Below are 26,741 nucleotides of genomic sequence, written 5' to 3' on the forward strand. Positions count from 1 at the left end.
GCACCAATTGCGCCGGCGAGTAATCGACATCGGTCAGCAAGAGCCGGTTTTGCACGTCGCCGCTGGGGCCGACGATGACCAGCAGTATGCGTTTCTCCGACAGTCGCAAGAAGTCGATTTGCTGGAATACCGACTCGCGGCGCGGCGTCATCACGATGCCGGCAAATTCGGATAGCGAGGACAGTATCCCTGCCGCATTGGCAATGATCTTGTGCGGGGAACCGGTTTGCAGTGTGGTTTGCAATTTGGATTCCAGCGCGCTTTCGTCCAGGGTTTGTACGGTCAGCAGCGTATCGACAAACACGCGATAGCCGCGCGGTGTTGGAACACGGCCGGCGGAAGTGTGCGGGCTGGCGACGAAACCCATTTCTTCCAGGTCGGCCATGATGTTGCGTATCGTCGCCGGCGACAGATCGAGACCGGAAATTTTTGAAAGCTCGCGCGAACCGACCGGCTGGCCGTCCGCTATATAGCGTTCGACCAGGGCTTTCAGCAGTGTTTGTGCGCGGTTATCGAGTTGCATGGTATGCGTATTGTAATGAGTGACAGCGCCAGGCGGCAAGCTTGCAGCCTACACGATGTGAACCGTTTGCCGGCTATTTACATTTACGACCGGCTGGCATGCCCTTGTTGCACATGGCCATACTGCCATTATGCGCGCTTCAGCCATGCATCGAGTTCATGCAGCGTGGTAAGGCTGGCGGCCGGCACGATATGCTCGGGCAGGGTGCGCTGGAAACGATTCATCCACACCGCTTGCAGTCCGGCATTTTGCGCGCCCTGAATATCCAGCAGCGGATCGTCGCCGACATAGACCGCTTCGTGCGGCGCAACCGAGAGTGCGGCGCAGGCGGCGAGGAAAATCTCCGGCTGCGGTTTGGCGCTGCCAAATTGATGGGCGGCGATCGAAATTTGAAAGTGCCGGGAGATGCCGATGGCCGACAGATCGGCAAAACCGTTGGAAATCGATCCCACCATAAAGCGTTCGTTCAGGCGCATCAGAGCTGGCACTACATCGTCGAACGGTGTCACTGCATTGCGCGCCTCGGAAAATACCGCCATCGCCTGATCGACCAGTTCATGGTTTTCACTGCTCAGGCGGCAAGCGTGCGTCAGGGCGGCATGGCGCAGGGCCCAGACATTGAATTGATATTGCGGATCGGTAGGCAGCAATTCCATGCGCAACTCGCGCAATTCCGCATTGCTGAAGCGGCGGGTTACGCCGGGAATGTGCAGCGCCAGCCAGTCGTACAGCACAGCCTCGGCCTTGAGCAGCGTCGGCGCCAGCGGCCACAGTGTGTCGTCCAGATCGAAGAGTACGGCTTTGACGGGAGAGGGATGCGCAAGGTTAGACATAAGGAAGAATAGAAGGCGGACAAAATTATTCGTGCGGATGCTGCATCGCATGGTGCAAGAGAAAGAGGAATTATGGTCTAATCTGCAGCATGTTGCCGACCTCTCATTCCTACACAGCCTCGTCTTTTCAAACTATCGCGATTTTTGCCAAGCAAAAACCCAGCGAGACTGTGCATTCAGTGGACGATATTACCCAGTCATTGACGCAGATAGCCGAAGCGCTGACCAAGACAGGTCGCCGCGTGGTGTTTGGTCGGCAAACTGCCGAGCGCTTCAGCCTCGACAGCTACGAAGCGATGGATCTGGCGCAGATTGGCGAACTGGCCGATGTGGCGATTATCGTCGGCGGTGACGGCACCATGCTCGGCATTGCACGTCAACTGGCGCCGTTCAATGTGCCGCTGATCGGTATCAATCAGGGACGGCTTGGTTTCATGACCGATATTTCGCTGGAAGACATGATGCCGGTGCTGCAGGATATGCTCAACGGCAAGGTCGCTTCCGAAAAGCGCAGCCTGCTGCAGGGTACGCTGACCCGTAACGGTGCCGTCATGCATCACACGCTGGCTTTCAATGATGTCGTGCTGTCGCGCGGCTCGGGTTCGGGCATGGTCGAATTGTGCGTGCACGTCGATGGCCACTTCATGTACAACCAGCGTTCGGATGGTTTGATCGTTGCGACGCCTACCGGCTCCACTGCATATTCACTTTCCGCCGGCGGCCCCTTGCTGCATCCCAGCCTGTCGGGCATCGTGCTGGTGCCGATTGCGCCGCATGCCTTGTCGAATCGTCCTATCGTGGTGCCGGATGCGAGTGAAATCGTGATAGAAGTGGTCGGCGGGCGCGACAGCAACGTCAACTTCGATATGCAATCGGTGGCGCGTCTGCTGCACGGCGATCGCATTATTGTCAAAAGATCTGATCATGCAGTTACCTTTCTGCATCCTGAAGGCTGGAGTTATTACGATACGCTGCGCGAAAAACTGCACTGGAACGAATATCCATCGGTGCAGGGCCGGTTAAAATAAGGCTGCCGATTGAGTATGCCGAGGCGCATGCGCTGATTTAATTGAATACTCTGATGTAACCTGATTTGCCGCTCGCTGCTGTGCCGGGCCATGCAGCACAGCCGAACCAACGGGAAGATTCCAACCACATGCTGCGCACGCTTTCCATCCGCGATTTCGTGATCGTCGATGCCATCGAACTTGAGTTTTCATCCGGCTTCTCGGTATTTACCGGTGAAACGGGTGCCGGTAAATCGATTTTGATCGATGCGCTGGCGCTGGCGCTGGGTGGGCGTGGCGACGCCAGCGTCGTGCGTGAAGGTGCGGCCAGGGCAGACATCACGGCCGAGTTTTCCGCCAGTGCCGAGCTCGATGCCTGGCTGGCAGAAAATGAATTCACCAACGAGGAAGGCGGTGCCTTGCTGCGTCGCGTGATCGATAATGCCGGCCGTTCGAAAGCCTTTATCAACGGCATTGCTGCCACCGCCACGCAATTGCGCGAACTGGGTGAAAAACTGGTTGATATTCATGGCCAGCATGCGCATCAGTCGCTATTGAAGCAGGACATGCAGCGCGTGCTGCTGGATAACCAGGCGGGATTGCAGGAAGAAGTAAAAGCCGTGGCCAGCGCCTATAAAACCTGGCGCGCACTGGCGCGACAACGCGAAGAGTTTGAAACCAATGCCAAGAATGTCCTGCTGGAACGCGAACGCCTGGAATGGCAGGTCGGCGAACTGGAGAAGCTCTCGGTCAAGCCGGGTGAATGGACTGACATCACCAACGAACACAGTCGTCTGTCGCACGCCGCCAGTTTGATTGAAGGTGCGCAGGATGCGCTGATGCTGATCTCCGAAGCCGAGACGGCGCCTATGCTGTCGCAACTGTCTTCGCTCAATATCCGCATCGGCAAGCTGGTCGATCTGGATGCCGGTTTGCAGCCGGTGCTGGATGCGCTGGAACCGGCGCGGATTCAATTGCAGGAAGCGGTGTACGCGCTCAACGATTATCTGAGCCGGGTTGAACTCGATCCGGCACGTTTGCGTGAAGTGGAAACGCGTCTGGAAAACATTCATTCGGCTTCGCGCAAATTCCATGTGGCGGCGGACGATTTGCCGCAGGAACTGGAAACGCTGTCTGCACAATTGAAGCAACTGGCCGATGCCAGCGATCTGGATGCCCTGCGTGCGCAAGAAGAAAAATTGAAGGCTGCTTACATGGCAGCAGCGCAAAAATTGTCGAAGGCGCGCAGCAAGGCTGCGAAGGCGCTGGGCGATGCCGTCACGGTCGCGATGCAGGAACTCAGCATGACCGGCGGCAAATTTGCCATTGCCTTGCAGCCGTGCGAGCCGGCATCGTATGGTCTTGAACAAATCGAATTCATGGTCGCCGCGCATGCCGGTACCACGCCGCGGCCACTGGCCAAGGTGGCATCCGGCGGCGAACTGGCGCGCATTGCACTGGCGATTTCCGTGATCACTTCCAGCGCCACGGCAACGCCTACGCTGATTTTCGATGAAGTCGATAGCGGTATCGGCGGCGGGGTGGCGGAAGTGGTCGGTCGCCTGTTGCGCCGTCTGGGCCAGGACAGACAGGTTTTATGCGTCACGCATTTGCCGCAAGTGGCGAGTCAGGCCAATCAGCATTTTCAGGTCAGCAAGCAAAGCAGCAATGGCAAAACCGCTTCGTCCATCGCCGCGCTGGATGATCATGCGCGAGTGGAAGAAATTGCCCGCATGCTGGGCGGGCTGGAAATCACTGCAACCACGCGCACGCACGCGCGCGAATTGCTCGCAAGCTGAGCCAGCCGGGCCGGGTAAAGACTCGGCCGGTTGCTCAACTTTTCGCCATCACCATCGATTACTCATATTCAAAGCGCCATGTCATTTCATACAGAACCACCGTACACCCATGGCAGTCTGCCGAAAACCGCTGTCTTGCTGGTCAATCTCGGTACCCCTGATGCGCCGACGACTGCTGCGGTACGTTCTTACCTGAATGAATTCCTGTCCGATCCGCGTGTGGTTGAAATCCCGCGTGCGATCTGGTGGTTCATACTCAAGTTGATCATCCTGCCGTTTCGTTCCGGGAAATCGGCCAAAAAATATGCTGCGATCTGGAGCAATGACGGTTCACCCTTGCGCGTGCATACGGAAAAGCAGGCCAAATTGCTCACCGGCTATCTGGGTGCGCGCGGCCATGAAGTCCGGGTCGAATACGCAATGCGTTACGGCAGTCCGTCGGTGCCGGAAGTCTTGCGCAAGCTGAAGGCGGACGGTTGCGACCGCATTCTGGTATTGCCGGCCTACCCGCAATATTCGGGCACGACCACGGCCTCGATTTTCGATGTGGTATTCAAGCACTATGCAAAAGAACGTAATGTGCCAGAGCTGCGCTTCATCAAGCATTATCACGATCATGAAGCTTATATTCGTGCCTTGCAAAAGTCAGTGCTTGCTCACTGGGATATGAATGGTCGTCCGGATAAATTGGTGATGAGTTTTCACGGGGTGCCGAAGCGAACCTTGACGCTGGGTGATCCGTATTTCTGCGAATGCCACAAGACCGCACGTCTGCTGGCGAAGGAGCTGGATTTGACCGAAGACCAGTATCTGGTGACTTTCCAGTCGCGTTTCGGCAAGGCGGAATGGCTGCAGCCGTACACGGCGCCAACCTTGCAGAAACTGGCAAAAAGTGGCGTCAAACGAGTGGACGTGCTGTGCCCCGGCTTTACCAGTGATTGCCTGGAAACGCTGGAAGAAATCGGCATTGAAGTGCGTCGCGATTTTCTGCAGGCGGGTGGCCAGGACTTCAACTATATCGCGTGCCTGAATGAAAATGATGCGTGGATCAAGGCGCTGGCGCAAATTGCAGAATTGCACATGATAGGCTGGCCGACCATCCTGTCGCCGGCCTTGCGTGAAGAGCGCAATGAACAGGCGCGTATTTCGCTGGAGGAAGCGCAGCGCCTGGGAGCGCCGCAATAAGGAGGGCACGGAAGCCTGACTGGGCGCAGAATTTGCAAATTTTGAAAGTTGTGCCTAACCCTTCCTGACGCATTTCCTCCTGCAGGAATGGCGAAAAATATTGCCTGTGCCGCTTACAGTTCTGTATAGCAGATGACGGCAACGGCAAGCGTGGCATAGGCAATGATCGAGATGTAAATAAGGGGCAGGTTCACGATGAGCTCCTCTGGGTGACGCTGGCGGAATCAGACCGTTGTTTACCTATAGCGTAGTCCAAGCGGCGTAAAATGCCATCCCATGAATAATTGATTTTTGTAACAGCGATCTCGCAACTGGCGTGCAACGGCGATATCATGCGCGTTTCGCGTATTCATCAAATTCCACCGTAATACCCCTTGAAATAATGTGGGATAACCCCATGTGAGGTACCGCATTGGCATTTTTTGCTATAACCCATTGATTGTTGGAGATTTTTTCATGCAAGACCAGGACAAATACGCAGAGCAGGCGGCATCGATGGAAGAGCCGGCGTCGGTTGACGCTACGGCCATCGTCCCTACGCTGGAAGAGCAGCTCGCGGCATCCCAGTTGCAGGTGCAGGAATTACAGGACAGCTTCCTGCGCGCCAAAGCCGAGAACGAGAATTTCCGCCGTCGAGCGCAGGAAGATGTGACCCGAGCGCATAAATTTGCGATCGAGGGCTTCGCTGAAGTACTGGTGCCGGTAAAAGACAGCCTGGAAATGGCTTTGCAAGTAGAAACGCCGTCAATCGAATCCTTGAAAGAAGGCGTGGAAATGACACTCAAGCAGCTGAGTGCGGCATTTGAAAAGAATCGTCTGCTGGAAATCAAGCCGCAGCAGGGCGACAAGCTGGACCCTATGAAACATCAGGCGATTTCAGTGGTTCCTGCCGATCAGGAAGCCAATACCATCGTCAGCACGCTGCAAAAGGGTTATCTGATTGCAGACCGCCTGCTGCGTCCGGCGCTGGTGACAGTTGCGCAAGAAAAATAACTTGAAAGCATCGTTTCACGCCACATATTGATTTCATCCAATTTTATTTAACAGTTTCGTTTTACAGACATTTAAGGGAAATACCATCATGGGAAAAATCATCGGTATTGATTTGGGCACGACCAACTCCTGCGTAGCAATCATGGAAGGCGGCAAGCCGAAAGTCATCGAAAATTCAGAGGGTGCGCGTACCACGCCATCCGTTATCGCCTATCAGGAAGACGGCGAAATTCTGGTTGGCGCGCCGGCCAAACGCCAGGCGGTCACCAACCCGAAGAACACGCTGTACGCAGTCAAGCGTCTGATCGGTCGTAAATTTGACGAAAAAGAAGTGCAGAAGGATATCGGCATGATGCCGTATCAAATCGTCAAGGCTGACAACGGCGACGCATGGATTTCGGTGCGCGACAAGAAGCTCGCACCGCCGCAAATTTCTGCAGAAATCCTGCGCAAGATGAAAAAAACCGCTGAAGACTACCTCGGCGAAGAAGTGACGGAAGCGGTCATTACCGTTCCGGCCTACTTCAACGATGCGCAACGTCAGGCGACTAAAGATGCAGGCCGTATTGCCGGTCTGGACGTCAAACGCATCATCAACGAACCAACCGCTGCAGCACTCGCCTTCGGCCTGGATAAAACCGGCAAGGGTGATCGCAAGATCGCCGTGTACGATTTGGGCGGCGGTACCTTCGATATCTCGATCATCGAGATCGCAGACGTTGACGGCGAAATGCAATTTGAAGTGTTGTCGACCAATGGCGACACCTTCCTCGGCGGTGAAGATTTCGATCAACGCGTGATCGATTACATCATCGACGAATTCAAGAAAATCAACGGCCTCGATCTGTCGAAAGACGCGATTGCGCTGCAACGCATCAAGGCTTCGGCAGAACGTGCGAAGATTGAACTGTCGTCGTCGCAGCAAACTGAAATCAATGAACCGTACATCGCGATGGCGAACGGCGCACCTGTCCATCTGACGCTGAAAATCACGCGCGCCAAACTGGAGTCGCTGGTTGAGGAATTGATCAGCAAAACCCTTGCGCCACTCAGCATCGCGATCAAGGATGCCGGCGTTAAAGTATCGGACATCGACGACATCATTCTGGTCGGCGGCATGACCCGTATGCCTAAGGTGCAAGAGAAGGTAAAAGAATTCTTCGGCAAAGAGCCACGCAAAGACGTCAACCCGGATGAAGCGGTTGCAGTCGGTGCAGCGATTCAAGGTTCGGTCCTGTCCGGTGATCGCAAGGATCTGTTGTTGCTCGACGTGACGCCACTGTCGCTGGGTATCGAAACCCTGGGCGGCGTGATGACGAAGATGATTCAGAAAAACACCACGATCCCGACCAAGTTCAGCCAGGTGTTCTCGACTGCTGATGACAATCAGCCTGCGGTAACGATCAAAGTGTTCCAGGGTGAACGCGAGATGGCAGTAGGCAATAAAGGTTTGGGCGAATTCAATCTGGAAGGCATTCCACCATCGGCACGCGGTACGCCGCAGATTGAAGTGACTTTCGATATCGACGCCAACGGTATCCTGCACGTCGGTGCGAAAGACAAGGCAACCGGCAAGGAAAACAAGATCACCATCAAGGCAAACTCCGGTTTGACCGAAGAAGAAATTCAAAAGATGGTGCAGGATGCCGAAGCCAATGCGGAAGAAGACAAGCGTCTGAAAGAGCTCGCAGAAGCGCACAACCAGGGCGACGCACTGGTGCATTCGACCCGCAAATCGCTGGCTGAATACGGTGACAAGCTGGAAGCCGGCGAGAAGGAAAAAATCGAAGCGGCGATCAAGGATCTGGAAGATGCGTTGAAAGGTAGTGACAAAGCTGCCATCGACGAAAAATCCGCAGCCTTGTCGGCTGCTGCGCAAAAACTCGGCGAAAAGATGTATGCCGACATGCAGGCGCAGCAAGCTGCCGGTGCAGCAACGGGTGACGCACATTCGGCAGGTGCCGATGGTCATGCTGAAGCCAAGTCGCAACAGGACGACGTGGTGGACGCCGACTTCAAGGAAGTGAAAGACAAGTAATTTGTTGGTCAAGCGACTTGGATTATTCGCACGCAAGTTGCCTGGCGCTTCGGGAAAGTAAAACGAGGCGCATTGATTTGTAATTGTCTGAAGTCGTAAGACTCGCCGGGTCTAAGGTTGCGAAACCTCGACTCGGCGTTTTGCATAGATAAGTAGAGAAAGAAACAGGGTGCCTACAGATGGCAAAACGTGATTTTTACGAAATTCTTGGTTTGGGAAAGAATGCGTCCGATGAGGAAATCAAGAAGGCGTATCGCAAGCTTGCAATGAAACACCATCCGGATCGCAATCCGGATAGCAAAGGTGCAGAGGATAAATTCAAGGAGGCGAAAGAAGCCTACGAGATGCTGTCCGACCCGCAAAAGCGCGACGCCTATGATCGTTACGGTCATGCCGGCGTAGACCCGAACATGGGTGGCGGCGGTGGAGGTGGCGGCGGTTTTGCCGATGCCTTCGGCGATATCTTCGGCGACATTTTCGGTCAGGCCGGCGGCCGCGGTGGTCGTGGCGGCCCGCAGGTGTATCGCGGCGCCGATCTGCGCTACAACCTGGAAATCACGCTGGAACAGGCTGCGCACGGTTACGACACGACGATACGCGTGCCTTCGTGGGATAGCTGCGAAACCTGCGATGGCAGCGGTGCCAAACCGGGAACCTCGCCGATCAACTGCACCACTTGCGGTGGGCATGGTCAGGTGCGCATGCAGCAGGGCTTCTTCAGCGTGCTGCAAACCTGTCCGAAATGTCATGGCGGCGGCAAGATCAATCCGTCACCGTGTTCGGCTTGTAGCGGCGCCGGCAAGATCAAGCGCAATAAAACGCTGGAAGTCAAAATTCCATCCGGTATCGACGATGGCATGCGCATACGTTCATCGGGCAACGGCGAGCCAGGCATGAACGGTGGCCCACCGGGCGATCTGTATGTCGAGATTCGCATCAAGCAGCATGCGATGTTCCAGCGCGAAGGCGACGATCTGCATTGCGAGATTCCTATCTCGTTTGCGAAGGCAGCGCTGGGTGGCGAAATCGAAGTGCCGACCCTGAACGGCAAGGCATCGTTTACGATTCCTGAAGGTACGCAGTCGGGTAAAACCTTCCGCTTGCGCAGCAAGGGTATCAAAGGCGTGCGTTCCGGTTACGCCGGCGATCTGTTTTGCCACGTGGTAGTGGAAACGCCGGTCACGCTGACGGAAAAGCAAAAGGAATTGCTGCGTGAGTTTGAATTGCTGACCATAGAGGGCGGCTCCAAACACAGCCCGCAAACCAAGTCGTGGAAAGACAAGGTGAAGGAATTCTTCGAATAAGAAGAATTCACGTTTGCCGCAGTCATGCCGATGCCGGTCGATTTTTCGACCGGCATTTTTTTTGTTGATCGCTGATGCACAAGGTTTTATGCTGGATTCACCATCATTCCGGGAGGTGTCATGCAACCGTTGAAAGCTATTGCCAGCATGCTGGCTATATGCAGTGCCCTGTTCTTTGTTCATACCGCCACGGCGGTCGAGCTGGCTGGCGTAAAACTCGATGACAGCGCCAGAGTTGCCAATCAGGACCTCAAGCTGAATGGCGCGGGCATACGTTATAAATTTGTGTTCAAGGTCTATGTTGTCGGCCTCTACCTGCCCGAGAAGAAGGCCGCCGTCGCCGATGTGCTGGCGGCGCCCGGAGCACGGCGTGTCAGCATCACGATGTTGCGCGACGTCGGCAGCGAGGAGTTCGGCAAGGCTTTTTTCAGTGGCATCGAGCACAATACCGACAACGCCGAACGTGCTGCATTGGCTGTCCCGATGGCGAAGTTCAGCGCAATGTTCGCTACTACCTCCGAGCTCAGACAGGGCGATGTATTGCATCTGGACTGGGTACCCGGCAGCGGCATGGCGGTGTTGCTGAACGGCAGGAAAGTTCTTGAGCCGATAACCGATGCGGCGTTCTACAACGCGATATTGCGCATCTGGCTGGGAAGCAAACCGGTAGACGACAAACTCAAACGACAACTGCTGGGCGAGCAATAAGCTGCGATACCGTCCGTCGATTGCGGGAAAATCCGGATAAAATGTCTGCTTATCGCCGGTATATCGTTTACCTACCGGGTTTGCAGCATGATGGATATAAATGACAGAGCAAAAGAAAGAAGTACTCCCCTTGGAACAACTTTTTCAGAAAAATCGTGCCTGGGCAGCCGAAAAAGTGGCGGAAGACCCGGATTTTTTCGTCAAACTTGCATCGCAACAATCTCCGGAATATTTGTGGATAGGTTGTTCTGACAGCCGTGTTCCGGCAAATGAAATTGTCGATCTGGCTCCAGGCGAATTATTCGTGCACAGAAATATTGCCAACGTCGTCGCGCATTCGGATCTCAATTGCCTGTCGGTGCTGCAATTTGCGGTCGATGTGCTAGGCGTCAAGCATGTGATTGTATGTGGCCATTACGGTTGCTCGGGTGTGCATGCCGCGATGCTGCGCAGGCGTGTCGGTTTGGCGGATAACTGGTTGCGGCATGTGCAGGATGTGCATCAGAAATACGGTCGCTATCTGGGCGATGCGTTGCCAACGCAGGCACAGCACGATCGTCTGTGCGAACTGAATGTGATCGAGCAGGTGGCCAATGTCTGCCGTACGACCATCGTGCAGGATGCGTGGGAGCGTGGCCAGGAGTTGACGATACATGGCTGGGTCTACGGCTTGAAAGACGGTTTGCTCGGCGATCTTGGTGTGACGATAGATGGTGCAGATGCGGCGGATGAGAAATTGAAAAACAGTTTTGCGCGTTACGAAACCGAAGATGTGCCGGCGCATTCATAAGCGATTATTCTTCACAATATTATCTGGCACTCAAGCCAGCCTGGAGGCGCCATGAAATGGGAAGGCAATCGCGAAAGCGACAATGTTGAGGATAGACGCGGTAGCGGTGGCGGGTTTGGCGGCCGTTCGATCGGCATAGGCACGATAGTCATCGCCTTGCTGGGCTCGTATTTTCTAGGTATCAATCCAGCCACCATCATCAGCCTGTTGAGCGGCGGCGGTCCGGTGCAGATGCAATCGCAGGAACCGGCGCAACGTCCACCGGCAGACGATCAGATGGCGCGCTTCGTCGCCACGGTGCTGGCCGATACCGAAGACACCTGGGGGCCGATCTTCCGCGCCAGCGGTGCGAACTACATCAAGCCGAAACTGGTGCTGTTCTCCGGCCAGACGCCGACCGCCTGCGGCACAGGCGACACGGCTTCCGGTCCCTTCTATTGCCCCGGCGATCAGAAAATCTATATCGATCTGGCCTTTTACCAAACCATGCGCGACCGCTTCCGCGTCTCCAGCGATTTCGCCCAGGCCTACGTGATTGCGCATGAAGTCGGACATCACGTGCAGCACATCAGCGGCATCACGGACAAGGTTGAGCAGGCGCGTCGCAGCGGTACGCAAAAACAGGCGAATGCGATTTCGGTCAAGCTGGAATTGCAGGCGGATTGTTTCGCCGGTGTGTGGGCATATCATGCCAATGAAGCCCGCAGCATACTGGAAGACGGTGATGTGGAGAGTGCATTGAAAGCAGCCAGCGCGATCGGCGACGATACCTTGCAGAAGCAGGCGCAAGGCCATGTGGTGCCGGATTCATTTACGCATGGCACCTCGGCGCAGCGCGTGCGCTGGTTCCAGCGCGGGATTGAAAGCGGCGATTTGAATAGTTGCAATACCTTCGCTGCCAGACAGCTTTGATTAAGATATTTGAACAATCGCGCGCCTGCAGAAATGGGGTCGCGTGGAATGAGCAGGAGAGACTAAATGGATGATTCCGAACTGGCAGCACTGCGCATCGAGATCGACAAGATCGATGCGCGCATTGTTGAGCTGTTAGCCCAGCGCTTCGACATTACCAATCAGGTTGGTGTGCTGAAGGCACAGAAGAAATTGAGTGCAATCGATCCGGAACGCGAAGCAAGACAGGCGCAACGTTATGTCGAGCTGGCAAATGAATTCGGCGTGAAGCCGCTCGTGGTGCAGAATCTGTTTCGCGGCATTATCGACGAAGTTGTAATCAATCATCGTGCGATTGCCGTGCAAACGGCATTTCAGTAAAACGCGGAATACAGCAAGAACCCAGATTTCTTGCTGAATGAAGGGCTGATCATTTCAGCGATGGTTGCAGCCTTGGGTGACAAGGGCTGCAACTATCCGATCAGGCTTTATCTTCTTCAGAAACAGTGTTCAGGTGCCGGGAAAGTACCTTCCTTGACTTCGCGAATATAGGCGCGCACCGCACCTTCAATACTGGTCTGGCCTTCCATGAAGTTCTTCACGAAGCGCGCCTTCTTGCCAGGGAAAACATTGATGAAGTCGTGCATGACAAGGACCTGACCCGAGCAATCCACGCCGGCACCGATGCCTATGGTCGGCATAGCGACGAGTTCACTTACTTCCTTGCCTAAAGAAGCAGGAATTGCTTCGAGCAATAGCATGGCTGCACCAGCAGCCTGCAGAGTCAGCGCATCTTTTTTCAATTGCTCTGCGGCTTCCGCCGTCTTGCCTTGCACTTTATAACCACCAAACTGGTGTACGAATTGCGGAGTCAAGCCCAGATGCACCATGACCGGAATTGCACGGTCAGTCAAAAAACGAACGGTGTCGGCCAGCCAGGCACCACCCTCGAGCTTGACCATCTGCGCGCCGGCTTGCACCAGCTTCACCGCGTTGGCAAACGCCTGTTCGGGTGTTGCATAGGAACCAAACGGCATATCCGACATGACGAACGCAGTCTTGGAGCCGCGTGCCACGCAGGCTGTGTGATAGGCCACGTCGTCGATCGTCACCGGCAGCGTCGAATTGTGCCCCTGGCAGACCATGCCGAGCGAATCGCCTATCAACAGCATTTCGACTCCGCACATATCCATCAACGAAGCAAAACTCGCATCGTAGGCAGTCAGCATGGTGATCTTCTCGCCGCGTTCTTTCATTGCAAGCAGTGACGGAACCGTCACGGCCTTGGTGCGTTGTTCGTTTTCCTGCAGATAGCTGGCCATACTTATTCTCCACGGCTAAAAAATTCACGCTTGCCGCGCATGTTTGCAATGCGTGTCAGCAAGAGTGCGAAATCTTCGTCATTATCGATCGGATTCAGATATTCGGTATTCACGATCAGCAAAGGTGCAGCTTCGTAATCGTAAAAAATGCGGCTGTAGCTTTCGCACAGCCTATGCATATATGTTTCGGAAATGCCGGCTTCCATCGGTATGCCACGTTTCTTGATGCGATCGATCAGTGTTTGCGGTTCGGCCTGCAGATAAATCACGAGGTCGGGCAAGGGCGCTTGCGGGCGCAGGTGATCGTACAGTTGCTGATACAACGCCAACTCGTCATCGCCCAGTGTCAGGCGGGCAAAAATCGGGTCCTTGTCGAGCAGGAAATCCGACACGATGCGGGCATCGAATAAATCGGGCTGCGCCAAGTCTCGTAATTGATTCAGGCGCTGGAACAGGAAAAACATTTGCGTCGGCAGCGCATAGCGCCCGGCATCGCGATAGAACTTTTCCAGGAAGGGGTTTTCTTCCGGCCGTTCCAGCAATGTCTGCGCGTCGAACTGTGCGGCGAGTTTGCCGGCCAGCGTGGTTTTGCCGGCACCGATGGCACCTTCAACGACGACGTATTTGTACTTTTCAAAATCCATAATGATTTTATCTACCGTTTTGGTTAACCATGCTGCGACGGCATAGTGAAATTTTACGCAAGCTCAGGCGCGGAAAATGAAGTACACCGCGCCGACCAGACACAATGCAGCCCATACATAATCCAGCTTGAACGGCTGGTCCATGAAGACAATTGCGAACGGTACGAATACCGTGAGTGTAATCGCTTCCTGCATGATTTTCAGTTGCGCCAGGCTGAACTGGGTATACCCGATGCGATTGGCCGGTACCTGCAGCAGGTATTCAAACAGCGCAATACCCCAGCTGATCAGCGCGGCGATCCACCACGGTTTGGACGACAAGCCCTTCAGATGGCCGTACCAGGCGATCGTCATGAAGACATTGGATAGTGTGAGCAGGCCGACAGTCTGAACGATTACGGGAATTTGCATGGCGTCCTTAACGTGTAGGCAGTCTGGTTTGCAATGATGGTTTTACGTGCACAGGCGGCAGCGATTTCGGTTGATTTCTGACGCAATTATTTCAGCTAATTTTTTGTATCGCCTGCATTGCCACGCCGGGTACGAAGTGATGTGCTGCGCCCTGGCCGGGAATGTGGATAAAGGGATCGATTTGCAACAGCGGAATCAGGACAAACGCACGACTGGTCATGCGCGGATGCGGCACCGTCAAGGTGGGTGTGGCGATGCGTTGATCGCCGTACAGCAAAAGATCCAGATCCAGCGTGCGTGGTGCGTTCTGGTACGGACGTTCGCGTCCGAATTTTTGTTCCAGTATCAGCAGGGCTTGCAGCAGTTCCTCGGCCGATAAATCGGTGACGATACGTGCGACGGCATTGATGTAGTCGTCGCCGCCGGCGTCAATGGGTGCAGTGCGGAACAATGAGGACTGGGCAGTTACGCGCGTTGCTGGCAGGGTATCGAGTGCCAGCAGGGCTTGCCTGACATGGTCCGATGCTTCGCCCAGATTCGAGCCTATGCCGATGTGGGCGACGATCTGCCTGCCTGTCATTCGCTTGTTCCGGCTGTACCTGCAGCAGGTTTGCGTGCACGGCTGCGGCGGCGCGGGCGCTTTTTTGCCGGCGCTTCATTGGCCGTGGCAGGTTTTTTGGCGAGCAGTTCTTCGCGACCAGGGCCGTCGGCGGCGATGAATGCCGTCCACCATTCGCCGATTTCACTATCGATTTCACCCGAGGCGCAACGCAGCAGCAGGAAATCATAACCGGCGCGCAGGCGCAGATGTTCCAGCAATTTGTATGGTGTCTTGCCGACGCGGCGATCGAAACGCGGTTGCATGGCCCAGATATCGCGCATGTCGGAAGCGATCTTGCGTTGCAATGCGAGCTTGTCGGTTTGCGTGTTCAACACGTCGTCGGCGGCGAGGTGCAAGGCGGGAATCGGATACTCGCCGGCAGCCTGGTAGGCATTCCACTTTTCCAGCACCTGATGCCACAGCAGCGAAGCGAACAGGAAACCGGGTGAAACCGGTTTGCCATGCTTGACGCGTTCGTCGGTACTGGCAAGCGCCAGTCGCACGAATTTTTCACCCAGCGGTTGTTCCAGCACGACGTCGAGCAGCGGCAGCAAGCCGTGATGCAGGCCTTCCTTGCGCAGTTGCTGCAGGCAGGCGAGGGCGTGGCCGCTCATCAACAGCTTGAGCATTTCATCGAACACGCGTGCGGTCGGCACATTGTTGATCAAGGGTGCCATGACGGCGATCGGCGCGCTTGTATCGGGTGCAATTGCAAAGTTGAGCTTGGCGGCGAAACGTACGACGCGCAACAGGCGCACAGGATCTTCGCGATAGCGCGCTTCCGGTACGCCGATAATGCGTAGTGTTCTGGTGCGGATGTCGGCGATGCCGCCGTGGTAATCGAGCACCGTCTGTGTCGCCGGATCGTAATACATCGCATTGATTGTGAAGTCGCGCCGCAATGCATCTTCGTGCTGTTCGCCGAAGGTATTGTCGCGCAGCACGCGGCCGTGCTCATCCTTGGGCGCGCCATCGGAGGAGGCGCCGCGGAAGGTGGTGACTTCCAGCAAATCCTGGCCGAACATCACGTGCACGATCTGGAAGCGTTTGCCGATGATGAAGGCGCGGCGGAATAATTTCTTGACCTGTTCCGGCGTGGCGTTGGTCGCGATATCGAAATCCTTGGGTTTGACGCCGAGCAGCAGATCGCGCACTGCGCCGCCGACCAGAAAAGCCTTGAAGCCGGCTTCCTGCAAGGTGCTGGTAACGCGGATTGCATTGGCCGAAACCAGCTTCGGATCGATGCGGTGTTCTTTCGCAGTCAGCCTGACAGGCTGCGTGTGATCGCCTGTTTTCTGTTTGGTGCCGAGGATGCGACGGATGAACTTTTTAATCATTGAATAGATTGATGATCGGCCAGCCGTGCGCTTGAGCGTGCGCAGTCAGCAAGGCGTTGGGGTTGGTGGCAATCGGGTCGGTGACGATGGATAGCAAGGGAATATCGTTTTGCGAATCGCTGTAAAAATAGCTGCGCTGGAAATCATCAAGTGCAAGGCCGCGCGCTGCCAGCCAAGCCTTGGTATGTGTGATTTTACCTGCACCGGAGGTTGGAATGCCGAGCAGTTTTCCGGTTAATTCGCCATTTTCCGTAAATTCTGGTTCGGCAGCGATCAAATGTTCGACGCCGAAGGCCTGGGCGATGGGTGCGGTGACGAAGCGATTGGTGGCGGTGACGATGGCGACCAGATCGCCGGCGTCCTGATGCTTCTTCAGCAAAGCATGCGCTGGCGGCAGCATGGCCGGTTGCACGACTTGCTGCATGAAGTCCTGGTGCCATGCGTCGAGCTGGGCGCGCGGAAATTGCGCCAGCGTGCCGAGGGCAAATTCCAGGTACTCGGCAGGGTCCAGCGTGCCGGCCTGATACTGGGCGAAAAATTCGGCATTGCGCTTGGCAAAGGCATCCGGATCTACCACGCCGGTGCGGGCCAGAAACTGACCCCATTCGTAATCGGAATCGATGGGGATCAGCGTATGGTCGAGATCAAATAAGGCCAGGTTTTTCATGGATTGATTTCATTTTCCCGTTGCAGCAGTTCGCGCAGCAGGGGCAAGGTGATGGGTCGTTTTGTTTCGAGAGAATATTCATCGAGCGCGTCCAGCATCGCCGACAAAGAGCGCATATCGCGCGCAAAATGGTTGAGCAGGTAGGGTAACACGCCGGGTGACAGCGTCAGGCCGCGTGCCTCGGCAGCATGCGTCAGGGCGGCGATTTTTTCTTCATCGCTCAAACCGTGCACCTGATAGATCAGGCCCCAGCCGAAGCGGGTACGCAAATCTTCCCGCACGGTCAGCGTTGCGGGCGCAGCGTTACCGGCCGCCAGCAGGCAGCCGCCCTGTTCGCGCACTTGATTGAAGAGTGCGAAGGCGGCGATTTGTGCTTCCGGCGACAATTTGTGACTATCGTCGAGCAGATACAGCGTCGTCGCGGATTGGTAGGCAAAGGCATCGGCGCTTGCATCGCCGGGAATATACAGTGCGGTCTTGGCGTCTGCCAATGCGCGCAGCAGATGCGTCTTGCCGGCGCCGGCGTCGCCCCACAGGTAAACAAAACGTTCATCCAGTCCACCGGGCTGGCCTTGTGCGAGGCGCTGCAGCAGCTGGATCAGCTCTGCATTGGCGCCGATCACAAACGATGTCAGGGTTTGCGGTTTTTCGGCAGGTAAATCAAGTAGCAACTGCCTCATGCTGGCTTCATCATATTGTTATTGTTAAAAATACAGTTTATTTTTTGCTCCATGTGCGCAGGAACAGGCTTGTACCATCGGTTTGCCGCAAGTTCCAGTGCATATCCTCGTCTATTTTGCCGTTTCGGCAAAGAAAGTGTCATCAAATGAGGGAGGAGAGGGAGCGATTTGCTAAAATACCGCTTAGCCCGAATTATAGAGCCTGAATCATCCAGTTTAAAAAGTGCAGATTACGCCGCGATGACTTTTGTTCATTGCGATGCTGATCCGGCCTTATTGATAACTGATATTTGATCATCAGGCTAGCCATCCGGCCACAACTGTCTATTTTACTGCCTCTGCTGCCTATCACATCATGAGTTCCAATTCCAATATCTCTCTTTCCTACCGCGACGCCGGTGTTGACATCGATGCGGGCGATGCGCTGGTCGAAGCGATCAAGCCTTTTGCCAAACGCACGATGCGCGAAGGCGTCATGGGCGGCCTCGGTGGTTTCGGCGCCATGTTTGAAATCAGCAAGAAGTACAAGGAGCCGGTACTGGTATCCGGTACCGATGGTGTCGGCACCAAGCTCAAACTCGCTTTCATGCTGAACAAGCACGATACCGTCGGTATCGATCTGGTGGCGATGAGCGTCAATGACATTCTGGTGCAGGGCGCAGAACCGCTGTTCTTCCTCGATTATTTTGCCTGCGGCAAGCTGGACGTGCCGAGCGCGACCGACGTCATCAAAGGCGTGGCCAAAGGTTGCGAACTGGCCGGTTGCGCATTGATAGGCGGCGAAACCGCTGAAATGCCGAGCATGTATCCGGACGGCGAATACGATCTGGCCGGTTTTGCAGTCGGCGCAGTGGAAAAATCGAAAATCATCGACGGCACCAAGATTGTGCCGGGCGACGTGGTGCTGGGTCTGGCCTCGTCGGGCGCACATTCCAACGGTTATTCGCTGGTGCGCAAGATCATCGCAGTCGCGCAACCAGACTTGAACGCGGATTTCCACGGTCGCAAGCTGGCCGACGTATTGCTGGAGCCGACGCGTATTTACGTCAAGCCTTTGCTGGCGCTGATGGCGTCCATGGAAGTCAAGGGCATGGTGCATATCACTGGCGGCGGCCTGGTGGAAAATATTCCGCGCGTGTTGCAGCCGCATCTGACAGCCGTGCTGGATAGCAGCGCATGGGACATGCCGCCGCTGTTCAAGTGGCTGCAACAGCATGGCGGCGTCGCCGATGCAGAAATGCATCGCGTCTTCAACTGCGGCATCGGCATGACCGTGATCGTGGCGAAGGAAAATGCAGCAGCGGCGATGGCGCAATTGCAGGCGGCTGGTGAAACCGTGATGCAGATAGGTGAAATCCGCGCACGCGAAGAAGGTCAGGCGCAAACCATCGTGGTGTAAGCAACAGAACTGCAAGAATGAAAAAACGGCTGCAACGCTGGTCTTACTAAGGTCAGCGTTGCAGCCGTTTTTATTTGCCTCGATATTTGTGCGCTCAGTGTTGGCACTGATGCCAGTGTGCCGTCGCGATCAAAAAATATCAGTCACGGCGAACGCAGATGTTTGAGCAAGGCTTCGGTTCTATGATCGGGCGGCGGTGTCAGTAGACTGACGATGACGATGGCCAGCATGCCGGCCGGTACGCCGAATACGCCGGCCGAGATCGGCGCGATGTGGAACCATTGTGCGGCGACCGAGCCGCCCAGTGTCGGATGGGTATGCGCCATGTAATACGCGCACACGGCGAAACCGACCAGCATGCCGGCGATCGCACCCTGCTGGTTGGCGCGCTTCCAGATCACGCCCAGCGCCAGAGCGGGGAACAGTGCCGAGCCCGCCAGTGAAAATGCGGCACCGACCAGCGATAGAATATCGCCTGGTTTCAGCGATGCAATGTAGGCTGCCACCAATGCCACCATCAGCAGCAGGAGTTTGGAAACCGTCACGCGCTTTTGCGTAGTGGCGGTCGGGTCTACAGTTTTGTAATAGATATCGTGCGACAGCGCATTTGAAATCGTCAGCAGCAGGCCATCGGCGGTCGACAGTGCTGCTGCCAGGCCGCCGGCGGCGATCAGGCCGGAAATGACATACGGCAGGCCGGCAATCTCCGGCGTCGCCAGCACCACGATATCGACATCCATCACAATTTCCGCCAGTTGCACGATGCCATCCCGATTGACGTCGTTGATGCTGACCAGCGGATGTATCTTGTCGATATTGGCCCAGTAGGAAACCCATTCCGGCAGCTTGGAAAAATCGCTGCCGACCAGCGAAGTGTAAATATCGTATTTGACCAGCACGGCCAGCGCCGGAATCGTGATGTACAGCGCCATGATGAAAAACAGCGTCCAGAATACCGAGTCGCGCGTTTCCTTTACCGACGATGTCGTGTAGTAGCGCACCAGTACGTGCGGCAAGGCGGCCGTGCCCAGCATCAGACAGAACACCAGGGCCATGAAGTTATTGCGCTTGATATCCGAGGCGGCTTCAGTCTCGCCGGGGAAGGGCTCGGTATGCCGGGTCGGTGGTTTTGCCAGTTCCAGATTCGCTGCGCGGTCTTCTATCCAGCGCCGTTCGGCTTCTTCGGGGTCTTTCGGATAGGTTGCCAGCTCACGTACGGTCTGCTTGATTTCAAGCAGCGGTGCATTGCCGAGTTTGAGTGCTTCCAGATTGTGCTGAATTTCGGCGCGGCCGCTTTCCCACGACTCCGGCAACATCTGCAGTTTCTCATCCAGATCCTGTGCACGCTGGTGGAAAATGGCGCGCACGCCTTTTTCTTTCGGGTCTTCGATCAGCACCGTCTCGCGTTCGCTCAACTTGGCAATGGCCGAACCGTAGGCGATAGGCGGGACCGGGATGCTCGTGTGTTTTACCGACAGCCATACCACCGGAATCATGTAGGCAATGATGATGATGATGTATTGCGCAACCTGGGTCCATGTCACGGCACGCATGCCGCCGAGGAAGGAACAGACCAGTATGCTGGCGAGTCCGAGAAAAATACCGACGGAAAAATCGACGCCGGTAAAACGCGAGGTGATCAGGCCGACGCCGTAAATCTGCGCCACGACATAGGTGAAGGACACAATGATGGTCGCGATCACCGCGATAATGCGCACCACATTGTCGCTGTAGCGTCCGGTATAGCGGGCGGCGAGGTAATCGGGAATGGTGTACTGGCCGAACTTGCGCAGGTACGGCGCAATCAGCAATGCAACCAGTACGAAGCCGCCGGTCCAGCCCATCAGGTAAGCCAGCCCGTCAAAACCCCACAGGTACAAACCGCCTGCCAGACTGATGAAACTGGCCGCCGAAATCCAGTCGGCGGCCGTCGCCATGCCGTTGAAAAATGCCGGTACGCGACGGCCGGCGACATAGTATTCCAGCATGTTCGAGGTGCGGCTGATGACGCCGATGGTGGCGTACATCACGATGGTGCAAAACATGAAGACATAGCCTATCCATGCACGCGGAAAACCTTCACGTTCCAGAATCGCCACGGCAAACAGGAACAGCACAAAGCCTATCGTGAACAGCACGTAATAACGCATCAGGCGACGGAAGAAGGCTTTAGTCTTCATGTGTACTATCGTTTTTTTCGAGCAGGTAGGTTTTGTCGAGCGCACGCATGCGCAGCGCGTAGATGGCAATGATTGCTACATAAATCAGGATGCTGCCTTGCGCCGCCATGAAGAATGAAATCGGCCAGCCTAACAGCGTGTAGGCGGACAGCGAACGGGCGAAGAAAATCGCGCTAAAGGTGACGGCGAACCACGCCAGCAGCAGCCACAGCGTCATGCGTCGTGTGCGCTGCCAATAACGGCCTGCGGGATCGGATTGCTGCTTTTTTATTTGTGCAGCCATATCAAATATTGTCGTCCCATGAAGTTTCGGCCGGTTCCAGACGCAGGATGACGCGCATCAGGCAGCCGGGACGTTTCTGACCCTTGCAGCGCGGATTGTTGAGGATTTCGATTTCCGCATTGTGCTGTAGTGCGATTTCGCGGACGATGGCCAGCCCGAGTCCGCTCCCCTCGACGTTGCTGCCGAGGATGCGGTAAAAGCGCTCAAAGATATGGCTGCGTTCATGCGGTGCGATGCCGGGGCCGTTATCTTCCACTTCCAGAAATGCCAGCCCGGCTTGCTGATCGGTTCGTACACGCACGGTTGCGTTACCGCCAGCCGGTGTGTAACTGAGCGCATTGTCGATCAGATTGTTCAACAGCTCATGCAGCATGGTGGGGTCGCCTTTTACCATCACCGCTTCATCCGGTTGCTCGAAACCGAGATCGATTTTCCGGACGAACGAAGTCTGCACCCAGTTCTGCACCGTCTCACGCGCCAGTTCGGACAGCTCCAGTGACTGCATCGGTTTGGTCTGCGGCATCTGATTTTCTGCGCGTGCCAGTGCGAGCAATTGATTCACCATGCGGGTGGCGGATTTGGAGCTTTTTGCCAGCTGTTCCAGCGATTTGTGAATTTCGTCCTGATCGGTTTGACGCAAGGCCAGTTCGGATTGCATGCGCATGCCGGCCAGCGGTGTTTTCATCTGATGTGCGGCATCGGCGATGAAGCGTTTTTGTATCTTGATGCTTTGCGACAGGCGTTCCAGCATGTCGTTGAGCGAGCCGACGAGAGGAATGATTTCTTCCGGCACGTGGCCCGAATCGATAGGGCTCAGATCATCAGGCCGGCGTGCACGTATGCGTTGCTGTAGCTCTGCCAGCGGACGCAAGCCGCGCGTGAGGGCAAACCAGACCAGCACCAGCGCAATCGGCAGGATGATGAATTCCGGCACGATCACGCCCTTGATGATCTGGTTGACCAGTTGCGAACGCTTGTCCAGCGTTTCCCCGACCTGCACCAGCGCCATGCGCGGCTCTATGCTCAGTTGCGGTTCGACCTGCGTCTTGTGCAGATCGACATAGATGTAGGCGATGCGCACTTCGGTATTGTGGATGAAATCGTAACGAAATTTCGTCGACCAGGGCGGTGCTTCTTCTATATCTTTCGGCAATGGCATTTCCGGATCGCCTTCAACGAAGGTGTTATGCGCATCACGTATCTGGTAATAGATATTGTCGACGTCGTCGGCATGCAGAATGTCGATAGCCGGGCCGGTCAGGCGCGTCACGACCTCGCCGTTGATTTCCTTGACCTGTTGTGCGACGACCGTGACCTTGTCTTCCAGCGCGCGATCGAAGGGTTCGTTGGCGATGGATTTTGCAACCAGGTAGGTAATGGCAATGCTGAGCGGCCACAGCAGCAGCAGCGGCACCAGCATCCAGTCCAGAATTTCACCGAATAGCGAGCGTTGCGTGCGTTCTTCCGGCTGGGCTGCCGCGCCTGGATTCGATGCAATTGCATCGACGTCGGGAGTGTTCAGTCGGTGAGTATCAGGCATCGCCGGGTCAGCGTGGCGGTGCGATCGTATTGGGTGCTGCTTCGGAGAATTTTTCGAGGCAGTAGCCGAGACCGCGCACGGTGGCGATGCGCAAGCCGCCGATTTCTATTTTCTTGCGCAAGCGGTGCACATACACTTCGATTGCATTGTTGCTGACTTCTTCGCTCCATTCGCAAAGATGATCGACCAGTTGTTCCTTCGATACCAGGCGGCCGCTGCGTTGCAGCAGCACTTCCAGCAAACCGAGCTCGCGTGCCGATAATTCCAGCATCTGATCGTTGATGTAGGCAATGCGGCCAACCTGATCGTAGGACAAGGGGCCGTGTTTGATCACGGTCGGCCCGCCGCCTGCGCCGCGCCGCGTGAGTGCACGTACGCGCGCCTCGAGTTCGGACAGTGCAAACGGTTTGGCCATGAAATCGTCGGCGCCCAGATCCAGTCCCTTGACGCGCTGTTCGATTGAATCGCCGGCCGTCAGAATCAATACCGGCAAACGCGAATTGCGTGCGCGCAAACGCTGCAGTACTTCAAGGCCGGACATTTTTGGTAATCCCAGATCGAGAATCAGTAAATCGAAGTCTTGCGTAGACAAGGCCGAATCGGCTTCCACACCATTTTTGACGCAATCGGTGACATAACCCGATTGACGCAAGGATCGCGTCAAGCCATCGGCCAGCACACTGTCGTCTTCGGCAAGCAATATACGCATAGGGGAGGGAGAGAGGAAGTTGGTTTGTAGTCTATTGCGTTTCGCCAACAGCGGCAAGACAAGTGTTGACGGCTGATTTTACGACAGGGCCGGCTTTTATGTTTTACTGCTCTCCGCAGATGACGGCAGGCTTGACGGCCTGTTGCGACAAGGCGTCTGCAGCAGCATTCTTCCGGCGTGGAATCCAGATCAGGGCAGGATTCTCGAGTTGCGCAATCAATTGCCTGGCCTGTATGCGGTGATGACTCAATATGGTCGCGCCGTTTTCCGCCTGTACATCGTCCAGCACGACCCGGCTATCGCCATAGATCACCAACTTTGCCGGCCGGACTGCAAGCGCTGCTTGCAGCACTGCGATCAGTGCGCGGTATTCCGCTTCGCTGCTATCGCCCTGACCGGCGGCGAAGCTGATGCGGGTCAGATCGCCATTTGGATTCCTGAGTATGCCGCCTACACCCATTTTGCCGGGATTTGGATGGCTTGTTCCATCGAACCAGGCCAGCCACGCCGCCGGATCGGGCTGGGCAGCGTTTCTTTTATAGGCGCGCGCCTCTGTCGTCATTTGTTTGCGATGGGCGATTTTTGTCGCGACGTCGGCTTTTTGCTGTTTGCGACTGGAGATCAGTTCGGCAAGGGACTGGTTTCCTGCTGCCGTCTGCAGGGTTTGCCGCAAGGCGTCCTCTGTGGACAGGGCCAGATTTTTTGCCAGCCGACGGCTGCTTGTACGCTCTTTCTTGTAGGCGACTTCTAACAGGTCTTCCAGCTTGGGCATGGTTGTTGGACGGGAAATAGAATGGATTCGGCCATATCTTACGTGGAAAGGCCGGGGTGGCTAAGACCAAAAAGCAGGCTGAGTAAATTTCGTAAAGTTGCTTTTTCGATCATTTGAAATAAAACTTCAAGAAGGCGCTTGCATAAAGCACTGTTTTTTTATACAGTACGGTTTCTGGTCGCAAAAACTGCTTGTTAGCCATTTTGTTTCAACACCCAACCGTCGAAAGAATCCTCATGGACGATAAAAAAAACGCACCGAGCTCGGATAAGAGTAAGGCACTTGCTGCCGCACTGGCGCAAATCGAAAAGCAATTCGGTAAAGGCTCGGTGATGCGCATGGAAGACGGCGCTGTCGTCGAAGAGGTGCAGGTTGTCTCCACCGGCTCGCTGGGTCTGGATATTGCGCTTGGCGTTGGCGGCTTGCCACGCGGCCGCGTGGTTGAAATCTATGGTCCGGAATCGTCGGGTAAAACCACGCTGACGTTGCAAACCATCGCAGAAATGCAGAAACTGGGCGGCACCTGCGCGTTTATCGATGCGGAACATGCGCTGGATGTGACTTATGCACAGAAGCTGGGCATCAATCTGTCCGAACTGTTGATTTCGCAACCGGATACCGGTGAACAGGCTTTGGAAATTTGCGATGCGCTGGTGCGTTCCGGTGGCGTCGATCTGATCGTCATCGATTCGGTTGCTGCCTTGACGCCGCGTGCCGAGATCGAAGGTGATATGGGTGATTCGCTGCCTGGTTTGCAAGCGCGTCTGATGTCGCAGGCCTTGCGCAAACTGACCGGCAGTATCAATCGTACCAATACGCTGGTTATTTTCATTAATCAGATTCGCATGAAAATTGGCGTCATGTTCGGTAATCCCGAAACCACGACCGGTGGTAATGCTTTGAAATTTTATGCTTCGGTTCGTCTGGATATTCGTCGCACCGGCTCGATCAAGTCGGGCGATGAAGTCATCGGCAATGAAACCAAGGTCAAGGTCGTCAAGAACAAGATCGCACCACCATTCAAGGAAGCGCATTTCGACATTCTGTATGGCGCAGGCACATCGCGCGAAGGCGAAATTCTGGATCTGGGTTCGGATGCAAAAATCGTCGAAAAATCCGGTGCCTGGTATAGCTATAACGGCGAACGTATCGGTCAGGGCAAGGACAATGCACGCAACTATTTGAAAGAACGTCCGGATCTGGCGCGTGAAATCGAAAACAAGGTGCGCGTTTCTTTGGGTGTGCCTGAACTCGACGCCATCAAGTCGGACGAGCCAGTTGCGAAGAAAGCTTCCGCCAAGGAAAGCAAGGAAGCCAAAGAACTGAAAGAAGTCGAGTAAATAGTTCGGCTGAGCCGGTATTGCTTGATTTCGATTTGATGATGGTTTTTAACGGGCGCCCGCGCTGAAGGACTCATATGGCAAAACTGCAAGTGAGTCTGAAAGCGCGGGCGCTTCGCTATTTATCAGCGCGCGAACATAGCCGTCAGGAGCTGGCGCGCAAACTGGCACGCTATGCGCAGGAAGGCGACGATATCGAAGCCTTGCTTGATGCGCTGGCAGCTGCCAACTTCATGTCTGAGGCACGTTTTTCCGAATCGCTGGTCAATCGGCGGGCGGCGCGTTTCGGCAATAGCCGGATTTTGTCCGAGCTGAAAAGTCATAACATCGATCCCGATGCATTGACTGAAATAAAGGCGACGCTGGAGCAGGATGAGGTCGCGCGTGCACGGGAAGTCTGGTCAAGAAAGTTCGGCGTTGTGGCAAGCGATGCGAACGGCCGTGCAAAGCAGATGCGCTTTTTGCTGCAGCGCGGATTTTCTCATCGGGCGATACAGGCGGCGATGCGTCCGGCAGAAAAAGACGACGATGATGGCGATTGAATATTCACTCCGTTCTTGCTGCGTAATGTGAAACGGAAATGACGCAAATTAAAAAATGGGGCGCCAGCACATCACGTGTGCTGGCGCCCCATTCATGAGTCAATCATGAATACAAACTGGATCAGTGATCCATCAATGCCTTGACGTGAATGGCGGTACTGGAAGCCAAGCCTTCCAGGCTGTAACCGCCTTCAAGGATGGAAACCACACGACCTTCGCAGCAGTCGTCGGCAATTTTCATCA

General features: G+C 55.4%; 27 protein-coding genes and 1 pseudogene. 13 read left to right on the top strand and 15 right to left on the bottom strand.

All coding sequences use genetic code 11. The annotated features are described in order from the left end of the window. Window positions 1-523 (bottom strand): HrcA family transcriptional regulator (locus ABWP27_RS05650; protein WP_502905318.1); only part of this gene is annotated, 523 nt, incomplete at its 3' end. A gap of 128 nt (window positions 524-651) precedes the next feature. Next, complete coding sequence (locus tag ABWP27_RS05655) at window positions 652-1,356, bottom strand: HAD family hydrolase (protein ID WP_353154537.1); 705 nt, start codon at window positions 1,354-1,356, stop codon at window positions 652-654. Window positions 1,357-1,445: 89 nt separating this feature from the next. Here ABWP27_RS05655 and ABWP27_RS05660 point away from each other — a divergent pair, with 89 nt between their 5' ends. The 10 genes from ABWP27_RS05660 to ABWP27_RS05705 all read left to right on the top strand — a co-directional run bounded on the left by ABWP27_RS05660 (window position 1,446) and on the right by ABWP27_RS05705 (window position 12,452). Further along, entirely contained in the window at window positions 1,446-2,384 is a 939-nt protein-coding gene (locus tag ABWP27_RS05660; RefSeq protein WP_353154540.1) for an NAD kinase, read from the top strand. Window positions 2,385-2,512: 128 nt separating this feature from the next. Further along, on the top strand, window positions 2,513-4,162 hold the full coding sequence (gene recN, locus ABWP27_RS05665; protein WP_353154543.1) for a DNA repair protein RecN: 1,650 nt from the start codon (window positions 2,513-2,515) through the stop codon (window positions 4,160-4,162). Window positions 4,163-4,240: 78 nt separating this feature from the next. Then, window positions 4,241-5,347: a ferrochelatase gene (gene hemH, locus ABWP27_RS05670; RefSeq protein ID WP_353154546.1), complete on the top strand. Its 1,107-nt coding sequence runs from the start codon at window positions 4,241-4,243 to the stop codon at window positions 5,345-5,347. 456 nt (window positions 5,348-5,803) lie between these two features. Next, window positions 5,804-6,340, top strand: a complete 537-nt coding sequence (gene grpE, locus ABWP27_RS05675) for a nucleotide exchange factor GrpE (RefSeq protein ID WP_353154549.1) — start codon at window positions 5,804-5,806, stop codon at window positions 6,338-6,340. 88 nt (window positions 6,341-6,428) lie between these two features. After that, window positions 6,429-8,378, top strand: coding sequence for a molecular chaperone DnaK (gene dnaK, locus ABWP27_RS05680; protein ID WP_353154552.1), 1,950 nt, complete (start codon window positions 6,429-6,431; stop codon window positions 8,376-8,378). 179 nt (window positions 8,379-8,557) lie between these two features. Further along, entirely contained in the window at window positions 8,558-9,682 is a 1,125-nt protein-coding gene (gene dnaJ / locus ABWP27_RS05685) for a molecular chaperone DnaJ (RefSeq protein ID WP_353154555.1), read from the top strand. Window positions 9,683-9,802: 120 nt separating this feature from the next. After that, window positions 9,803-10,390, top strand: coding sequence for a chalcone isomerase family protein (locus ABWP27_RS05690; RefSeq protein WP_353154558.1), 588 nt, complete (start codon window positions 9,803-9,805; stop codon window positions 10,388-10,390). 100 nt (window positions 10,391-10,490) lie between these two features. Then, complete coding sequence (can, locus tag ABWP27_RS05695) at window positions 10,491-11,180, top strand: carbonate dehydratase (RefSeq protein WP_353154561.1); 690 nt, start codon at window positions 10,491-10,493, stop codon at window positions 11,178-11,180. Between the two features lie 51 nt (window positions 11,181-11,231). Then, window positions 11,232-12,092 (top strand): KPN_02809 family neutral zinc metallopeptidase, encoded by an 861-nt coding sequence (ypfJ, locus tag ABWP27_RS05700; RefSeq protein ID WP_353154564.1) that lies wholly within the window; start codon window positions 11,232-11,234, stop codon window positions 12,090-12,092. Between the two features lie 66 nt (window positions 12,093-12,158). Further along, complete coding sequence (locus tag ABWP27_RS05705) at window positions 12,159-12,452, top strand: chorismate mutase (RefSeq protein ID WP_353154567.1); 294 nt, start codon at window positions 12,159-12,161, stop codon at window positions 12,450-12,452. 116 nt (window positions 12,453-12,568) lie between these two features. Here the strand turns inward: ABWP27_RS05705 and panB are convergent, their stop codons facing one another. The 7 genes from panB to hda all read right to left on the bottom strand — a co-directional run bounded on the left by panB (window position 12,569) and on the right by hda (window position 17,733). Beyond that, window positions 12,569-13,393 carry a 3-methyl-2-oxobutanoate hydroxymethyltransferase gene (gene panB / locus ABWP27_RS05710; protein WP_353154569.1) on the bottom strand — a complete coding sequence of 275 codons (825 nt, stop codon included), beginning with the start codon at window positions 13,391-13,393 and terminating at the stop codon, window positions 12,569-12,571. Between the two features lie 2 nt (window positions 13,394-13,395). Next, complete coding sequence (locus ABWP27_RS05715; protein ID WP_353154571.1) at window positions 13,396-14,037, bottom strand: deoxynucleoside kinase; 642 nt, start codon at window positions 14,035-14,037, stop codon at window positions 13,396-13,398. A 63-nt stretch (window positions 14,038-14,100) separates the two neighbouring features. Further along, on the bottom strand, window positions 14,101-14,448 hold the full coding sequence (locus ABWP27_RS05720; protein ID WP_353154573.1) for a DMT family protein: 348 nt from the start codon (window positions 14,446-14,448) through the stop codon (window positions 14,101-14,103). Between the two features lie 91 nt (window positions 14,449-14,539). Next, a complete protein-coding gene (gene folK / locus ABWP27_RS05725; RefSeq protein WP_353154576.1) occupies window positions 14,540-15,028 on the bottom strand; it encodes a 2-amino-4-hydroxy-6-hydroxymethyldihydropteridine diphosphokinase in 489 nt (162 codons plus the stop codon). Then, window positions 15,025-16,386, bottom strand: a complete 1,362-nt coding sequence (gene pcnB / locus ABWP27_RS05730) for a polynucleotide adenylyltransferase PcnB (protein WP_353154579.1) — start codon at window positions 16,384-16,386, stop codon at window positions 15,025-15,027. Before pcnB ends, folK begins: the two co-directional genes overlap by 4 nt. Further along, on the bottom strand, window positions 16,379-17,053 hold the full coding sequence (locus tag ABWP27_RS05735; RefSeq protein WP_353154582.1) for a histidinol-phosphatase: 675 nt from the start codon (window positions 17,051-17,053) through the stop codon (window positions 16,379-16,381). The genes pcnB and ABWP27_RS05735 overlap by 8 nt, the downstream gene beginning before the upstream one ends. Beyond that, the gene (hda, locus tag ABWP27_RS05740; RefSeq protein ID WP_353154585.1) at window positions 17,050-17,733 is read right to left on the bottom strand and encodes a DnaA regulatory inactivator Hda; all 684 of its coding nucleotides are present in this window, start codon (window positions 17,731-17,733) and stop codon (window positions 17,050-17,052) included. The genes ABWP27_RS05735 and hda overlap by 4 nt, the downstream gene beginning before the upstream one ends. A gap of 355 nt (window positions 17,734-18,088) precedes the next feature. Here hda and purM point away from each other — a divergent pair, with 355 nt between their 5' ends. After that, the gene (gene purM / locus ABWP27_RS05745) at window positions 18,089-19,132 is read left to right on the top strand and encodes a phosphoribosylformylglycinamidine cyclo-ligase (protein WP_353154587.1); all 1,044 of its coding nucleotides are present in this window, start codon (window positions 18,089-18,091) and stop codon (window positions 19,130-19,132) included. Between the two features lie 143 nt (window positions 19,133-19,275). Here purM and ABWP27_RS05750 read toward each other — a convergent pair whose 3' ends face one another. The 5 genes from ABWP27_RS05750 to ABWP27_RS05770 form a co-directional block, all read right to left on the bottom strand. Next, entirely contained in the window at window positions 19,276-21,312 is a 2,037-nt protein-coding gene (locus ABWP27_RS05750; RefSeq protein WP_353154590.1) for a sodium:solute symporter family protein, read from the bottom strand. Then, window positions 21,302-21,595, bottom strand: coding sequence for a DUF4212 domain-containing protein (locus tag ABWP27_RS05755; protein ID WP_353154593.1), 294 nt, complete (start codon window positions 21,593-21,595; stop codon window positions 21,302-21,304). The genes ABWP27_RS05750 and ABWP27_RS05755 overlap by 11 nt, the downstream gene beginning before the upstream one ends. Window position 21,596: 1 nt before the next feature. Beyond that, on the bottom strand, window positions 21,597-23,135 hold the full coding sequence (locus tag ABWP27_RS05760) for a sensor histidine kinase (protein ID WP_353154596.1): 1,539 nt from the start codon (window positions 23,133-23,135) through the stop codon (window positions 21,597-21,599). 7 nt (window positions 23,136-23,142) lie between these two features. Further along, window positions 23,143-23,844, bottom strand: a complete 702-nt coding sequence (locus ABWP27_RS05765) for a response regulator (RefSeq protein ID WP_353154599.1) — start codon at window positions 23,842-23,844, stop codon at window positions 23,143-23,145. Between the two features lie 103 nt (window positions 23,845-23,947). Next, entirely contained in the window at window positions 23,948-24,616 is a 669-nt protein-coding gene (locus ABWP27_RS05770; RefSeq protein ID WP_353154601.1) for a ribonuclease HI family protein, read from the bottom strand. 236 nt (window positions 24,617-24,852) lie between these two features. Between ABWP27_RS05770 and recA the strand changes: the two genes are divergently transcribed. Continuing rightward, window positions 24,853-25,956 (top strand): recombinase RecA, encoded by a 1,104-nt coding sequence (gene recA, locus ABWP27_RS05775; protein ID WP_353154603.1) that lies wholly within the window; start codon window positions 24,853-24,855, stop codon window positions 25,954-25,956. Window positions 25,957-26,033: 77 nt separating this feature from the next. Next, window positions 26,034-26,498 carry a recombination regulator RecX gene (gene recX, locus ABWP27_RS05780; protein ID WP_353154606.1) on the top strand — a complete coding sequence of 155 codons (465 nt, stop codon included), beginning with the start codon at window positions 26,034-26,036 and terminating at the stop codon, window positions 26,496-26,498. Between the two features lie 121 nt (window positions 26,499-26,619). Here recX and ABWP27_RS05785 read toward each other — a convergent pair. After that, a pseudogene (locus ABWP27_RS05785) lies at window positions 26,620-26,741 on the bottom strand (histone deacetylase family protein); the annotation flags it as partial.

The organism is Herminiimonas fonticola, assembly GCF_040395855.1.
Taxonomy (GTDB): Bacteria; Pseudomonadota; Gammaproteobacteria; order Burkholderiales; family Burkholderiaceae_D; genus Oxalicibacterium; species Oxalicibacterium fonticola_A.

Coding starts and splice junctions, on each gene's coding strand:
- grpE (WP_353154549.1), top strand. CDS start 5,804: ATGCAAGACCAGGACAAATACGCAGAGCAGGCGGCATCGATGGAAGAG.
- folK (WP_353154576.1), bottom strand. CDS start 15,028: ATGACAGGCAGGCAGATCGTCGCCCACATCGGCATAGGCTCGAATCTG.
- ypfJ (WP_353154564.1), top strand. CDS start 11,232: ATGAAATGGGAAGGCAATCGCGAAAGCGACAATGTTGAGGATAGACGC.
- ABWP27_RS05660 (WP_353154540.1), top strand. CDS start 1,446: ATGTTGCCGACCTCTCATTCCTACACAGCCTCGTCTTTTCAAACTATC.
- panB (WP_353154569.1), bottom strand. CDS start 13,393: ATGGCCAGCTATCTGCAGGAAAACGAACAACGCACCAAGGCCGTGACG.
- ABWP27_RS05760 (WP_353154596.1), bottom strand. CDS start 23,135: ATGCCTGATACTCACCGACTGAACACTCCCGACGTCGATGCAATTGCA.
- ABWP27_RS05655 (WP_353154537.1), bottom strand. CDS start 1,356: ATGTCTAACCTTGCGCATCCCTCTCCCGTCAAAGCCGTACTCTTCGAT.
- purM (WP_353154587.1), top strand. CDS start 18,089: ATGAGTTCCAATTCCAATATCTCTCTTTCCTACCGCGACGCCGGTGTT.
- ABWP27_RS05715 (WP_353154571.1), bottom strand. CDS start 14,037: ATGGATTTTGAAAAGTACAAATACGTCGTCGTTGAAGGTGCCATCGGT.
- recA (WP_353154603.1), top strand. CDS start 24,853: ATGGACGATAAAAAAAACGCACCGAGCTCGGATAAGAGTAAGGCACTT.
- pcnB (WP_353154579.1), bottom strand. CDS start 16,386: ATGATTAAAAAGTTCATCCGTCGCATCCTCGGCACCAAACAGAAAACA.
- recX (WP_353154606.1), top strand. CDS start 26,034: ATGGCAAAACTGCAAGTGAGTCTGAAAGCGCGGGCGCTTCGCTATTTA.
- ABWP27_RS05765 (WP_353154599.1), bottom strand. CDS start 23,844: ATGCGTATATTGCTTGCCGAAGACGACAGTGTGCTGGCCGATGGCTTG.
- dnaJ (WP_353154555.1), top strand. CDS start 8,558: ATGGCAAAACGTGATTTTTACGAAATTCTTGGTTTGGGAAAGAATGCG.
- ABWP27_RS05750 (WP_353154590.1), bottom strand. CDS start 21,312: ATGAAGACTAAAGCCTTCTTCCGTCGCCTGATGCGTTATTACGTGCTG.
- dnaK (WP_353154552.1), top strand. CDS start 6,429: ATGGGAAAAATCATCGGTATTGATTTGGGCACGACCAACTCCTGCGTA.
- ABWP27_RS05690 (WP_353154558.1), top strand. CDS start 9,803: ATGCAACCGTTGAAAGCTATTGCCAGCATGCTGGCTATATGCAGTGCC.
- ABWP27_RS05735 (WP_353154582.1), bottom strand. CDS start 17,053: ATGAAAAACCTGGCCTTATTTGATCTCGACCATACGCTGATCCCCATC.
- ABWP27_RS05770 (WP_353154601.1), bottom strand. CDS start 24,616: ATGCCCAAGCTGGAAGACCTGTTAGAAGTCGCCTACAAGAAAGAGCGT.
- can (WP_353154561.1), top strand. CDS start 10,491: ATGACAGAGCAAAAGAAAGAAGTACTCCCCTTGGAACAACTTTTTCAG.
- hda (WP_353154585.1), bottom strand. CDS start 17,733: ATGAGGCAGTTGCTACTTGATTTACCTGCCGAAAAACCGCAAACCCTG.
- ABWP27_RS05705 (WP_353154567.1), top strand. CDS start 12,159: ATGGATGATTCCGAACTGGCAGCACTGCGCATCGAGATCGACAAGATC.
- ABWP27_RS05720 (WP_353154573.1), bottom strand. CDS start 14,448: ATGCAAATTCCCGTAATCGTTCAGACTGTCGGCCTGCTCACACTATCC.
- ABWP27_RS05755 (WP_353154593.1), bottom strand. CDS start 21,595: ATGGCTGCACAAATAAAAAAGCAGCAATCCGATCCCGCAGGCCGTTAT.
- recN (WP_353154543.1), top strand. CDS start 2,513: ATGCTGCGCACGCTTTCCATCCGCGATTTCGTGATCGTCGATGCCATC.
- hemH (WP_353154546.1), top strand. CDS start 4,241: ATGTCATTTCATACAGAACCACCGTACACCCATGGCAGTCTGCCGAAA.